Raw genomic sequence first — 12,889 nt, 5'->3', positions numbered from 1 at the left:
GCATGCGAACACTCCCCCAGGGGGACAGCCGGCGGGTCAGTCGGCGAGTGCCAGCGCGCGGAAGGGTTCGCGAGGGGCGGATGCTGCGGCATCCCGCACCGACACCGCGCCGGGCGCGGGGGATGCGCCCGGTCCCTGGGTGCGACGCAGGGTGGTGCGGCGGTAGAGCTCATCGATCAGCTCGGTCGCGAGGCGCACGAGCTGCGTGATCTCGCGCTCGTCCCGGTCGACCCACGCGCAGCGCGGTTCGTCGCCGACGGGGACGAAGCCGTCGTGCTCCTCCCACACGACGAGCGTGCGCTCCGCGCCCAGCACGTGCTGCTGCCACCAGACCTGCCGCAGGTAGGTGCGGGGGATCGACCGCCAGGTCTTGTTGGTGGTCTTGATCTCGGCGAGGGTGATGCGGCCGTCGGCGTCGACGGCGATGCCGTCGGGGGTCGCGAGGTGCCGCTTCTCGACCACCGCGTGGAAGAGGGCGGACGAGGGGTGGATGCCGTGGGTCGCGGCGACCCACGCCGCGATCTCGGGCTCGCGGCGACGACCGTGGTCGGTATAGGCGTTGCCGGAGAAGCCGCGGCCGCCGCCCAGCTTCGCATCGGCCGCGCGCGCGATCGCGGTGTGGCTGGTCAGCTGCGCGACGTCGGTCGCGGTGATCCCTCGCGAACGGGCGCGCATCCACGCGACACGGTCCCGGGAGTCCGCGACGATGCGCCCGGCGAGGTCCGGGGCGACGCGTGCGAAGGCCTCCGGAGTCATGCCTTCGAGGCTAACCCTCTCCGGCGACGCGCTCGCCCCGGCACGCCGCCTCCCCCCCTCCTCTGCCACTCCCTCTGCCCCTCCCTCGCCCGCTTCGCTCCTCCTCCTTCTCCTCCTCCTCCTCCTTCGCCGAGCGCGCCCGGTATTGCCCGCACATAGTGGGCGCACTCGGCGAGAACGGGCGCAGTCGGCGCGCCCCCGTCGCCTCCTCCCCAGTCGAGGATTTCGGCGAAGTGTCCACAGATGGGGGCTGCCGCGACCCGCGGCGGGCGCCACGCGAGGACGCTCGGACGATGCGAAACGTGGACATCCCCACCGTCCGGGCCCTCCTGCTCTCGCGTGACGACGTGATCGGCGCTGGCCGGTCGGAGCGGCAGCTGCGCGAGGACGTCGCAGCGGGCATTCTGGTGCGGGTGCACCGCGGGTGGTACATGCTCGCGGAGCACTGGGCCGGGCTGTGGCCGGAATCGCAGCATCTCGCCCGGGTCGTCGCGGTGAACGACGCCGCCGAGGTCCGGCCCGTCTTCGCGTTCACCTCCGCCGCAGCGGTGCTGGGCGTCGGCGTGTACCGCGTGCGCGTCATGCGCGTGCACGCGCTGTATCCGGATGCCGAGCGCCGTACCGTCGGCAGTGTCATCCGCCATCGCGGGCAGCTCGATGAGGCCGACATCGTCGAGGTCGACGGCATCCTGTGCACGTCGCCGCTGCGCACGGCATACGATCTGGCGCGGCTCGCCAGCGCAGAGGTCGCGCTCGTCTTCATCGACGAGATCCTGAGCCGCATCGGCGGCGACCCGCGCCAGTACGACGTCGCTGCGGCATCCGCGTGGCTCGCGGACCTGACCGAGCGCGTCGACCGGATGCCGGGAGCCCGCGGCATCCGTCACGCCCGTTCTCTGCTCGAGGTCGCGGACGGGCGCTCGCAGAAGCCGCTCGAGGTCGTGACCAAGCTGCAGCTGCGCCGACTCGGGTTCGGGCAGCCGGCGATCCAGGTGCAGGTCGCGGCGCCGAGCCGGGGGTCGTACTGGCTCGACCTCGAGATCCAGGAGGTGGCGACGTTCTACGAGTGCGACGGTGAGGCCAAGTACACCGACGAGGCGCTGCGCTCCGGGCGGACGCTGGAGGAGGTGCTGCTCGCCGAGAAGCAGCGCGAGGACTGGGTACGCGGCACGACCCGGAAGGGTTTCGTCCGCGGCGGCAACGCCCATGCCACCAGCCCCGAGGTGCTCGCGGCCCGACTTCGGAGTTTCGGAATCGAGCTTCCGCAGCGCCGATCGGGCCTGTTTCTGCCGAGGCGGCCCCTTCTGTACGGGCAATAGTGGGCGCGCTCGGCGGCAACGGGCGCGCTCGGCGACGATGGGGGGCGAGAGGAGGGACGCGGGGGCGGGCGCGGATTTGGCGGGGGCGGCGGGGGCGCGTAGAGTGGTGGAAGCCAAAGACCGCTGGTCTCGGTGTGCGCGCAAGCGGATGCCGACGAAGCTCTGCACCACGCAGAGGCCCGCGCAGGTGTCACAGACTGACTCCCGGGAAACCGGATTCGAGCTCCGTGCGCTTGCGCCGGAGCTTTTTCGTGTTGCGGGTGGAGTTCACGAGAGCAGCGACGGCGGCCGACGCCCCGCCACCGCGGAGCGTCTCGTACACACAAGGAGTGGCCATGGCGCAGAAGGAAGCATCGGTCGCCGAGCTCACGAAGAATTTCGAGGACTCGACCGCCGTTCTGCTGACCGAGTACCGCGGTCTGACGGTTGCGGAGCTCAAGGAGCTTCGCAACAGCATCCGTCAGGACGCGGAGTACGCCGTGGTGAAGAACACGCTGACCAAGATCGCGGCGCGCAACGCCGGGGTCGAGGGGCTGGACGACGACCTCAAGGGTCCGTCGGCCATCGCCTTCGTGCACGGTGACCCGGTCGCCGTCGCGAAGGGTCTGCGTGCCTTCGCCAAGGCACACCCTCTGCTGGTGATCAAGGGCGGCTACTTCGACGGTGCCGCGCTCTCGCCTGCCGAGGTGAACAAGCTCGCCGATCTCGAGAGCCGTGAAGTCCTGCTGGCGAAGCTCGCCGGTGCGATGAAGGCCTCGCTGACCAAGGCGGCCTACGTCTTCAACGCGCTGCCGTCGAAGGCCGTTCGCACGGTCGACGCGCTGCGTGAGAAGCAGGAGTCCGCGGCCTGACTCAGGGCCTCGGCGTAGAACAACCCCAATCAAGGAGATACATCATGGCAAAGCTCAGCACTGAGGAGCTGCTCGACGCGTTCAAGGAGCTCACGCTCATCGAGCTGTCCGAGTTCGTCAAGGCGTTCGAGGAGACCTTCGACGTCACCGCCGCCGCCCCCGTCGCGGTCGCCGCTGCCGGCGCCCCCGCCGGTGGTGCCCCCGCCGACGAGGCCGAGGAGAAGGACTCGTTCGACGTCATCCTCGAGGCCGCCGGCGACAAGAAGATCCAGGTCATCAAGGTCGTCCGCGAGCTCACCTCGCTCGGCCTTGGCGAGGCCAAGGCCGTCGTCGACGGTGCTCCCAAGGCTGTCCTGGAGGGCGCCAACAAGGAGACCGCCGACAAGGCGAAGGCTGCCCTCGAGGAGGCCGGCGCTTCGGTGACCCTGAAGTAATCAGCTCTTCACGAAGAACTGCGCAAGGCCCCGGGTTTTCCCGGGGCCTTCTGCGTCGGTGGATGCGGCGTCAGGCGTCGTCGTGATCGTGTGACGTGACCGCGGCGGTGGAGTTGCGGATCACCATCCGCGCCGGCATCCGCAGTTCGGTGCGCGGCCGCTCGGGGTCGGTGATCTCGGCGAGGAGCATGTCCACGGCGGCCCTGCCCTGCTCGCGCGGCACCTGCTGCAGCGTCGTGAGGGCGAACATCTCGGCGAACTCGTGATCGTCGATGCCGACGACGCTGAGGGCGGAGGGGACTTGGATGCCGAGACGCTGGGCCGCGATGATGGCGCCGATCGCGACTTCATCACATACCCCGACGATCGCCGTGGGGCGGCGTCGCGCGTCGCCGAGCAGGTCGGCGGCGGCGGCATAGCCGCCGGGGAGTGTCACCTCGGAGTGGGCGTGCCGGACGAACTGCGATAGGCCGGCCTCTCGCATCGCGTGCCGATAGCCGGCGAGGCGCTCTTGATCGACGTGCGCCCAGTGACTCTCCGGCGCGCCCCCCACGAAGGCGATCTCGCGGTGCCCCAACCCGATGAGATGCTCCGTGGCGCGGCGGGCGGCGTAGTCGTCGTCGACGGCGACGACGCTCGTGAGGTCGCTCGAGCCGACCACGCTGACGATGGGACGGTCGATGCGGGTGAGGCGCTCCAGCTCGTGGTCCACGGGTTCCAGGCCCACGGCGATGAGCCCGTCGAATCGCTTGCGGGCGAGGAAGTCGTCGAAGATGCGCGCCCGCCCATCGGAGCCGGGCTTGGCTTCATACAGCGTCAGGTCCAGGCCCTGCTCCAGCAGCGCCTGCTGGATGCCCTCCAGCACCTCGGCGAAGAACCACCGATTGACGTAGGGCATGACGACACCGACGTTCTGGGTGCGCCCCGTGGCGAGGCCCACCGCGCCGGCGGACGGGACATAGCCGAGTTCCGCCGCGGCGGCGCGCACCCGGGACTTCGTGGCGGGGGAGACGTACCCCCCGCCGCTGAGGGCGCGGCTGGCGGTCGCCTTCGACACGCCCGCGTGGGCGGCGACCTCCGCGATGCCTGCCATCGACGCTCCCCCTCGAGCCGATCGAACGTAAGAAGTTTCTCCCAGTATGGAACCGGTTGCAGACATCATGGACCCATTCTCCGGCACGTGATTCCGGTCGTTATCGGGTTGTGACAATCGGCGACTTGTGTCGTGGGAGCGCGTCCAATAGCTTTGCCTGGAAACGGTTCCCTATGGAGCCGTGTGCATCAGGAATCATCCGAGCACTCAACGAGGAGGAATCACATGGGGATGTCACGCCGGCGCTGGATTGCGCCTCTGGCCGTCATCGGAGTGGCGGCATTCGCCCTGACCGGCTGCGCTGAGGGCGGTGGCAACACCGGCGGCGGCACCGAGAGCGGGGCGGCGGGCGGAACCGTCCGTATCTCCGGCGGTATCACCGGCTCCGAGGCCGACGCGCTGCAGAAGGTCTTCGACGACTGGAGCAAGGACAGCGGCGTCACGGTGCAGTACACCGGCGACAAGGGCTTCGAGGGGAACATCGTCACGAAGGTGACCGGTGGCGACGCGCCCGACATCGCGATCGTGCCGCAGCCGGGCCTGCTGAAGACGCTCGTCGAGACGGGTGAGGTCAAGGCGGCCCCGCAGTCGGTCGAGGACAACGTCGACGCCAACTGGTCTCCGGACTGGAAGAAGTACGGCACCTTCGACGACACGTTCTACGCCGCCCCGATGCTCGCCAACATCAAGGGCTACGTCTGGTACCAGCCGGCGAAGTTCAAGGAATGGGGCGTCGAGGTCCCGAAGACCTGGGACGACCTGATCGCGCTCACCAAGACGATCCAGGAGAAGACCGGAGCAGCGCCGTGGTGCGCGGGCTTCGAATCCGGCGACGCCTCGGGCTGGCCGGGGACGGACTGGATCGAGGACCTCGTCCTGCGCCAGTCGGGCGCCGACGTCTACGACCAGTGGGTCGCGGGCGACGTGAAGTTCACCGACCCGCAGATCGCCGACGCGTTCACGGCGGTCGGCGACATTCTGCTCAACCCGTCGTACGTCAACGCCGGCTTCGGTGATGTCAAGAGCATCAACGACACCGCGTTCGGCGATGTCGCGGCCAAGGTCGCCGACGGATCGTGCCCGCTGACCCACCAGGCGTCGTTCCTTACGGCGAACTTCCTGACGGTGCAGACCGCCGACGGCAAGACGCCCGAGATCGGCCCTGACGGCGACGTGTACGCCTTCGTCCTGCCCGGCTACGAGGAGGGCTCGGCGACGATCGAGGTCGGCGGCGAGTTCGTCGCGGGCTTCAGCGACAGCGAGGCCACCGAGAAGGTGCTCGACTTCATGTCCTCGCCGGAGTTCGCCGACGCTCGCGTCAGCGAGGGTGGCGCGATCTCGGCCAACCTGAAGGCAGACCCGAGCAAGGCGTCCAGCGAGTTCCTCACCGAGGCGATGAAGCTCCTGCAGGACCCGAACACCACGGTCCGCTTCGACGCCTCCGACCTCATGCCCGCCACGGTCGGCTCCGGCTCGTTCTGGAAGGGCATGGTCGACTGGATCGACGGCAAGGACCAGGCCACGGTCCTCGAAGACATCCAGGCCGGCTACAACAACTAGTCAGATCCGCCGGGGCGGGATGCCGACGGCATCCCGCCCCGGCACATCTTCTTCTTTTCCGCGTCCGCCGAAGAACACGGAGGCCACCGATGTCCGACACCACCACCGCGCCGCCGCGCACCGACCAGGCCGGTGGGGAGCCACCCGGCCCTCGCCACCGGTTCTCCTCACGGACCTCGGTCCTCATCGGGGTGGGCGGGCTCGTGGTCATCCTCGCGCTCCTCGTCCTCCTGCTGCTGAGCTCCCCGGTCGAGGACCCCGCGAAGATCGTCATCCCGGGCGTCTCGCTGACGGCCTTCTTCCAGTGGCTCGGCAACATGGGGCCGATCGTGCAGATCCCGATCATCCTCGTCGTGTTCGGCGCCGTCGTCGGCATCCTGCTCCTGCTGATCGAGTACGCGCCGCGGCCCGGCAAGCGCTACTTCTGGATCCGGCTCGTGGCGAGCTTCGCCATTCCGGTGCTCGCCCTCATGATGCTGCGGCCGTACCAGAACGCGTTCGTCTACGTGCTCGGCATCGCGATCGTCGCCGGCGGCGTGCTCTTCTGGGTGGACTACCGTGCCCGCGAGGGCGCCGGTTACCTCTTCCAGCTGGTGCTGTTCGCCGCTCCCGCCGCGGTACTGCTGCTGATCGGCCTCATCTACCCGTTCATCGCCACGTTCGTGCAGTCGTTCTACGACAAGACGGGCAAGGAGTTCATCGGGTTCGACAACTACGTGTGGGTGTTCACTCAGCCCGAGGGCACGTGGTCGGTCATCAACACCGTCATCTGGGTGCTGATCTGCCCGACGATCGCCACGATCGTCGGCCTCGCCTACGCCGTCTTCATCGACCGGGCGGCGGGGGAGAAGTACCTGAAGGTGCTCATCTTCATGCCGTTCGCGATCTCGTTCGTCGGCGCCGGCATCATCTGGAAGTTCGTCTACGACTACCGGCAGGGCGACCAGCTCGGCATCCTCAACGCCATTGTCACCGCCTTCGGCGGCGACCCCGTCGCCTGGCTGAGCGTTACGCCCCTCGTGAACAGCCTGCTGCTGATGGTGGTGTTCATCTGGAGCCAGACGGGCCTGGCGATGGTCATCCTCTCCGCGGCGATCAAGGCCGTTCCACCGGAGCAGAACGAGGCGGCCGAGCTCGACGGCGCCAACGCCTGGCAGCGGTTCCGCAACGTGACCGTCCCCGGCATCCGCTCGTCGATCGTCGTGGTGGTCACGACGATCGCCATCGCGGCACTGAAGATCTACGACATCGTCGCCGTCATGACCGGCGGTCGCGCCAACACCTCTGTGCTCGCCTTCGAGATGGTCAACCAGCAGCAGCGGTTCCAGAGCTACGGCCACGCGGCTGCGCTCGCGGTCGTGCTGTTCATCTTCGTGACGCCGCTGATCGTCTTCAATATCATCCAGATCCGGAAGCAGAGGGAGATCCGATGAGCACCGGCGTCGACATCATCGAGCCGCGGCTGGACACCCGCTCGGCTCGCCAGGTCGCGCGTGACACGCGCAAGCATGAGGCGATGGCGCGTAAGCGCCTGACCTCGAAGGGGGCGACGATCGCCGCCCTCGTCATCGCCATCTTCTGGACGATCCCCACGTTCGGCCTGTTCGTCACCTCGTTCCGGCCCGGATCGGACGTGCAGAGCACCGGCTGGTGGACGGTCTTCGTCGACCCGTCGTTCACACTCGACAACTACCGCGCCGCGCTCACGTCGGGCGGGACGGCGCTGACGCTCGGGGAGTCGTTCCTCAACTCGCTGGCCATCACCATTCCGGTGGTGTTCTTCGCGCTGGCGATCGCGTCGCTGCTGGCCTACGCGTTCGCGTGGATCGACTTCAAGGGTCGCAACCTCGCCTTCATCGCGGTGTTCGCGCTGCAGATCGTGCCGCTGCAGATGGCGCTCGTGCCGCTGCTGAGCCTGTTCTCCCGCGGTATGACGGTGGGAGAGGTGACGATCTTCCCACCGCTGGAGCTGCGCGGACTCGAGCACAGCTTCGCGACGGTGTGGATCGCCCACACGATCTTCGCCCTGCCGCTCGCGGTGTTCCTGCTGCACAACTTCATCGCCGAGATCCCGAGCGAGGTCATCGAGGCGGCGCGTGTGGACGGTGCCGGACACGGGCAGATCTTCTTCCGGATGATCCTGCCGCTGGCGGCCCCCGCGCTGGCGTCGTTCGCGGTGCTGGAGTTCATCTGGGTGTGGAACGACCTGCTGGTGGCGACGATCTTCGCGCCATCGTCCTCGTTGCCGATCACCCAGTCGCTGAACTCGCTGTCCGGCACCTGGGGCGACCAGTGGTTCCTGCAGGCCGCCGGAACGTTCATCTCGATCATCGTGCCGCTCATCGTGTTCTTCGCACTGCAGCGCTTCTTCGTCCGAGGCCTGCTCGCGGGCGCCACCAAGGGATGAGTCTCGCCCCGTAGAGTGAGAGCATGACCAGCTCCGGCGTCCAGGTCGGTCCCGCGATCGGCTTGGACGCCGCCGCTGTTGCGGCGCGGGTCGCCGACGGCCGCGTCAACGCCTATCGGGCCGATGCGAGCCGGAGCGCCTGGAGCATCGTGCGCGCGAACGTGTTCACGCTGTTCAACGCCATCGTGTTCGCGTGCTTCGGCATCCTGTTCGTCATCGGCCGCTGGCAGGACGCGCTGTTCGGCTTCGCGGCGATCGGCAACGCCGTCATCGGCTCGTTCCAGGAGTTCCGCGCCAAGCGGGCCCTGGATCGTCTCGCGCTCCTGAACGCCGCGCAGGCGCGGGTGCGGCGTGACGGCGCGGAGGTGGAGATCCCGCCCGGCGAGGTCGTCGAGGACGACATCCTGGTGCTGCGCGCGGGCGATCAGATCCCCGCCGACGCCGAGGTGGTCACCGCGCGCGGGCTGCAGGTGGACGAGTCGATGCTCACCGGCGAGTCGGATGCCGTCGACAAGCTCCCCGGCAGCGAGGTGCTGTCGGGCTCCATCGTGGTGGCCGGCGAGGGTGCGGCGCGCGTGACGAAGGTGGGCGCGGACTCGTACGCGAACCGGTTCGCCGACGAGGCGAAGAAGTTCTCGCTGATGCGGTCGGAGCTGCGGTCGTCGATCGATCGCGTGCTGCGGTGGGTGAGCTTCGCGATCGCCCCGGTGGGCATCCTCGTGCTCAACGCGCAGATGCAGGTGATGGGCGGATGGGGCGCAGCGTTCTCGAGCGGCCGGTGGACGGATGCCGTCACCGCCGCGATCGCCTCGATCACGGCGATGATCCCGCTCGGTCTCGTGCTCATGACATCGATCGCGTTCGCGGTGGGGGCGGCGAAGCTCGCGAGCCAGCAGGTGCTCGTCAACGAGCTGCCGGCCGTGGAGGGCCTCGCGCGCGTCGACCTCATCTGCCTGGACAAGACCGGGACGCTCACGGTCGGCGACATCGCGTTCGACGCCGCGCACGAACTGCCCGCGGCGGGCGGAGCCGTCGACGCCGCGTCCGGCTGGCGGGACGCCCTCGCCTGGTACGGCGCTGCACCCGACGCCAACGCCACCGCCCGCGTGCTCGCGGACGCCTTCCCCGACGCGGACCGGCTGCAAGCGACCGCCACCATCCCGTTCTCGTCCGCCCGCAAATGGAGCGCGGTCTCCGAGGCGAGCGGCACCTGGGTCATGGGAGCCCCCGAGATGGTCTTCGGCGACGCCGCCACCGACGACACCGGCGACTTCGGCCGCCGGGTCACCGAGCTCGCGGCGACCGGCCGCCGCACCCTCGTGCTCGCGCACGCCCCGGCGTCCCTCATCCCCGCCGAGGCCGAGGCCGAGACCCTGCCGGCCGGCCTCGTTCCGGTCGTGCTGCTGACCTTCCGCGAGCAGATCCGCCCCGATGCCGCCCAGACGCTGGAGTACTTCCGGCAGCAGGGCGTCAGCATCCGGATCATCTCGGGCGACAACCCCCGCACCGTCGCCGCCATCGCGCGGGAAGTGGGGCTGGACGTCGCGGAGGGCTACGACGCGCGCACGCTCCCCACCGACGAAGCGGAGCTCGGCAAGATCCTCGACGCCCACGAGGTGTTCGGGCGGGTCACGCCCGAGCAGAAGAAGGGGATGGTCACCGCGCTGCAGGCCCGCGGCCACACCGTCGCCATGACCGGCGACGGGGTCAACGACGCGCTCGCGATCAAGACGGCCGACATCGGCATCGCAATGAACTCCGGGGCGGCCGCCACGAAGGCCGTCGCCCGGCTGGTGCTGCTGGACGGCCAGTTCTCGCACCTGCCGGCCGTCGTCGCGCAGGGACGCCAGGTGATCGCCAACATCGAGCGCGTCTCGATGCTGTTCCTCACCAAGACCGTCTACGCGACGACGCTGGCCGTCGTCTTCGGCGCGCTGCTGCTGGAGTTCCCGTTCCTGCCCCGGCAGCTGTCCATCACCGACGGGCTCACGATCGGCATCCCGGCGTTCTTCCTCGCGCTCATGCCGAACGCGCGCCGCTACGTGCCCGGCTTCCTGCCGCGGTCACTGTCGTTCGCCGTGCCGGCGGGGCTCATCATCGCGACGGGACTCACGACCTACTCGCTGCTCGCGCGCAGTCTCGAGGTGCCGCAGCCGCAGCTGCGCACCGGGACCACGATCATCCTCGCGATCGTGGGCATCTGGGTGCTCGCGGTGCTCTCGCGCCCGCTCAACCGCTACAAGGTGCTGATCGTCGGGGCGATGTTCGTCGGGCTCGTCATCATCTTCACCGTGCCGCTGTCGACGGCCTTCTTCGATCTGCGCGACCCGGGGGAGGATGCCGCGGTGCTGCTGACCCTCGTCGCGATCCCGATGATCGCGGCCATCGAGGTCGTGCGCTTCTTCCACCGGCGCTTCCTCACCCGGGCACTGGCCGCCGCGGGCCTCGACAGCGCCGCCGCACCCGCCCCGACGCCGCCGGCGATCACCGTCGCCGCCGTGCTCGCGTACGTCGCTGCCCTCGCGGCGACGGGGCTCGGGCTGATCGTGCTGCTCGCGCGCTACGACGTGCCCGACGACGACGTCCTGCGGGTGTCGCTGCTCGGTGCCGGCATCGCCCTGTTCGGCCTCATGATCCTCGCGGCGGCGGCGGGCATGCGGCGCGGCAGCGGTCTGTTGCGGCTGCTGGTGAGCGTGTACCTCGTGATCGTGGTCGGCCTCACCGTGCTGGTGCTCGCCGACAGCCGCCTGTCGAACCTGTGGGCGACCGGGGTCGCGGTGATCGGCGTCGTGGCGATCGTGCTGCCGTGGCTGCCCCCGGCGTCGCGGTTCTTCTCCCGCCTGCGCGACTCGTCGATGACGGCCTGAGCGGGTGTGGGGCGCGCCGCCGGCGCGGGATCGGCGCGTCTGCTCAGTCGGTGCAGGCCATGCCCCGCCGGAGCGAGGTCATGAGGTCGATCTCGGCGGACTGGGTGTCGATGACGCCCTGCGCGACCTGCAGCGCGCGCGGCTCGGATCCCAGCTGCAGCAGCGCCTGTGCCATCGGGCGCGCGCCCTCGTGGTGGCGGATCATGAGCGCGAGGAACGTGCAGTCCGCCGCCGTCCCGGTCTCGGCGCGCATCGCGGCGAGTTCCGCGGGGCTCGCCATCCCCATCTGCGTCAGCAGCTCCGCTTCGGATGCCCCGGGAGTCGCGACGTGCTGGTGGGCCGTATCTGCGGCATCCATCCACGCCATCAGCGGCCCGCCGGACTGCGGCAGGTTCCACTTCACGAGCCAGTCGTAGAACTCGCCCTTCTGCGCGGACTGCGTCGTGGCGATGTCGTAGGCGAGAACGCGCACGTCGGGGTTCTCGGTGGTGCGGTAGATGTCCATCGCCATCTCGACCGCCTGACCGTGGTGCACCTGCATGTCGCGGGCGAATCCCGCCTCGGGGGAGTCGCTCGTGGGCACCGTGCCCGCACCCAGCGCGCCGAAGGTCGAGAACCGGCCGATCGCGAACGCGACGCCCGCCACGGCGACGACGACGAGCAGCACCGCCCACCAGGGCGGGAGGGCGCGGCGGTCGCCGTCGGGGTCGGTCACGACTGCTTGCCGGGCCCGTCGATCGCGCCCGTGCACGCGGCCCCCGGCTCGGGCACGTTCTGGTTGCGCCAGTACTCCTCGAAGAACTCCGGAATGCGGGTGTCGGAGGCGCGCTCGAGCTGCAGCTGCGCGTTCCACGCGCTCAGCACGATGGGCGACGGCAGCCCCTCGTAGGGGGAGAGGATCACGTACGTCGACGGCAGGTGCGACTTCAGCTCGTCGAGCTCGGCGCCCGACATCTGCGCCTGGTCGTACGTCACCCAGACGGCGCCGTGCTCGAGGGAGTGGACCGCGTTCTCGTTCTGCTGCGGCTGGTCGTAGATGCCGCAGTTCAGCCAGTACTGGTTGTGCGGGCCGCCCGCCGGCGGGTTCTGCGGGTAGTCGACGGTGCCCGCGACGTGCTGCGTCTCGTTCGTGAACGTCTCGACGCCCTCGATGTCGGCGCCGGTGCCGCCGGCCTCGTACGTGACCTTCTTCGGCGCGAAGATGACGGATGCCGCGATCAGCGCGACCACGGCGAGACCCGCCGTGACGCCGACCACCCACCAGGTCAGCCGGTTGCGGCGGCGCTTGGCGAGCTGGCGCTGGTACTCGGCGAGCTTCTCCTGCTTCTGCTGCTCGCGCTGCTGCTTGACGGACAGCTCGATCTTGGCCTGCGTGGCGGGGTTGCCGCTGGAGCGCTTGCCGGAGGACGTCGGGGTCATGTGCGTGATCTCGGTTCGGGGACGGGAAGGCGCTCCGCCGTGCGGAGGCACCCCTCGAGTCTATGCGGTCGCATGGGAGGAGAGGCTGGGAAAGCGCTAGACTCAGCCTCCGCCCCGAATCGTTTCGAGCCGTTCCCGCGCTCCCCGATCCGGCAGCCCCCGCCTCTCCCCACGAACGTCTGG

12 protein-coding genes are annotated in these 12,889 nt (G+C 69.5%); 7 read left to right on the top strand and 5 right to left on the bottom strand.

The window, feature by feature from the left end; genetic code table 11:
* Positions 1-36: 36 nt before the first annotated feature.
* Positions 37-756, bottom strand: a complete 720-nt coding sequence (locus tag ACPYN4_RS08000) for a YqaJ viral recombinase family protein (protein ID WP_076689717.1) — start codon at positions 754-756, stop codon at positions 37-39.
* A gap of 293 nt (positions 757-1,049) precedes the next feature.
* On the opposite strand from ACPYN4_RS08000, the gene ACPYN4_RS07995 reads away from it, so the two are divergent.
* Positions 1,050-2,075 carry a hypothetical protein gene (locus tag ACPYN4_RS07995; RefSeq protein ID WP_424446073.1) on the top strand — a complete coding sequence of 342 codons (1,026 nt, stop codon included), beginning with the start codon at positions 1,050-1,052 and terminating at the stop codon, positions 2,073-2,075.
* A gap of 190 nt (positions 2,076-2,265) precedes the next feature.
* Here the strand turns inward: ACPYN4_RS07995 and ACPYN4_RS07990 are convergent, their stop codons facing one another.
* The gene (locus ACPYN4_RS07990; protein WP_424446072.1) at positions 2,266-2,412 is read right to left on the bottom strand and encodes a hypothetical protein; all 147 of its coding nucleotides are present in this window, start codon (positions 2,410-2,412) and stop codon (positions 2,266-2,268) included.
* On the opposite strand from ACPYN4_RS07990, the gene rplJ reads away from it, so the two are divergent.
* Together rplJ and rplL are read left to right on the top strand one after the other, a co-directional pair.
* Positions 2,411-2,926, top strand: coding sequence for a 50S ribosomal protein L10 (gene rplJ / locus ACPYN4_RS07985; protein ID WP_239279976.1), 516 nt, complete (start codon positions 2,411-2,413; stop codon positions 2,924-2,926). The genes ACPYN4_RS07990 and rplJ overlap by 2 nt on opposite strands.
* Positions 2,927-2,970: 44 nt before the next feature.
* Positions 2,971-3,360 (top strand): 50S ribosomal protein L7/L12, encoded by a 390-nt coding sequence (gene rplL, locus ACPYN4_RS07980; RefSeq protein WP_239279975.1) that lies wholly within the window; start codon positions 2,971-2,973, stop codon positions 3,358-3,360.
* A 70-nt stretch (positions 3,361-3,430) separates the two neighbouring features.
* Here the strand turns inward: rplL and ACPYN4_RS07975 are convergent, their stop codons facing one another.
* Positions 3,431-4,453, bottom strand: coding sequence for a LacI family DNA-binding transcriptional regulator (locus ACPYN4_RS07975; RefSeq protein WP_424446071.1), 1,023 nt, complete (start codon positions 4,451-4,453; stop codon positions 3,431-3,433).
* 225 nt (positions 4,454-4,678) lie between these two features.
* On the opposite strand from ACPYN4_RS07975, the gene ACPYN4_RS07970 reads away from it, so the two are divergent.
* The 4 genes from ACPYN4_RS07970 to ACPYN4_RS07955 all read left to right on the top strand — a co-directional run bounded on the left by ACPYN4_RS07970 (position 4,679) and on the right by ACPYN4_RS07955 (position 11,287).
* Positions 4,679-6,013, top strand: a complete 1,335-nt coding sequence (locus tag ACPYN4_RS07970; protein ID WP_424446069.1) for an ABC transporter substrate-binding protein — start codon at positions 4,679-4,681, stop codon at positions 6,011-6,013.
* An 89-nt stretch (positions 6,014-6,102) separates the two neighbouring features.
* The gene (locus tag ACPYN4_RS07965) at positions 6,103-7,446 is read left to right on the top strand and encodes a carbohydrate ABC transporter permease (RefSeq protein WP_239279970.1); all 1,344 of its coding nucleotides are present in this window, start codon (positions 6,103-6,105) and stop codon (positions 7,444-7,446) included.
* The gene (locus tag ACPYN4_RS07960; RefSeq protein ID WP_239279969.1) at positions 7,443-8,420 is read left to right on the top strand and encodes a carbohydrate ABC transporter permease; all 978 of its coding nucleotides are present in this window, start codon (positions 7,443-7,445) and stop codon (positions 8,418-8,420) included. Before ACPYN4_RS07965 ends, ACPYN4_RS07960 begins: the two co-directional genes overlap by 4 nt.
* 23 nt (positions 8,421-8,443) lie before the next feature.
* A complete protein-coding gene (locus tag ACPYN4_RS07955; protein ID WP_424446067.1) occupies positions 8,444-11,287 on the top strand; it encodes an HAD-IC family P-type ATPase in 2,844 nt (947 codons plus the stop codon).
* 43 nt (positions 11,288-11,330) lie between these two features.
* On the opposite strand, the gene ACPYN4_RS07950 is transcribed toward ACPYN4_RS07955, so the two are convergent.
* A complete protein-coding gene (locus ACPYN4_RS07950) occupies positions 11,331-12,002 on the bottom strand; it encodes a DUF305 domain-containing protein (protein ID WP_424446066.1) in 672 nt (223 codons plus the stop codon).
* On the bottom strand, positions 11,999-12,706 hold the full coding sequence (locus ACPYN4_RS07945) for a DUF3105 domain-containing protein (protein WP_424446065.1): 708 nt from the start codon (positions 12,704-12,706) through the stop codon (positions 11,999-12,001). The genes ACPYN4_RS07950 and ACPYN4_RS07945 overlap by 4 nt, the downstream gene beginning before the upstream one ends.
* Between the last annotated feature and the right edge of the window lie 183 nt (positions 12,707-12,889).

The sequence above is a fragment of the Microbacterium sp. CH-015 genome, from assembly GCF_049707015.1.
Lineage (GTDB): Bacteria > Actinomycetota > Actinomycetes > Actinomycetales > Microbacteriaceae > Microbacterium > Microbacterium aurum.
The sequence above is the reverse complement of the archived record's forward strand: the minus strand, read 5'-3'. Positions and strand labels throughout refer to the sequence as shown.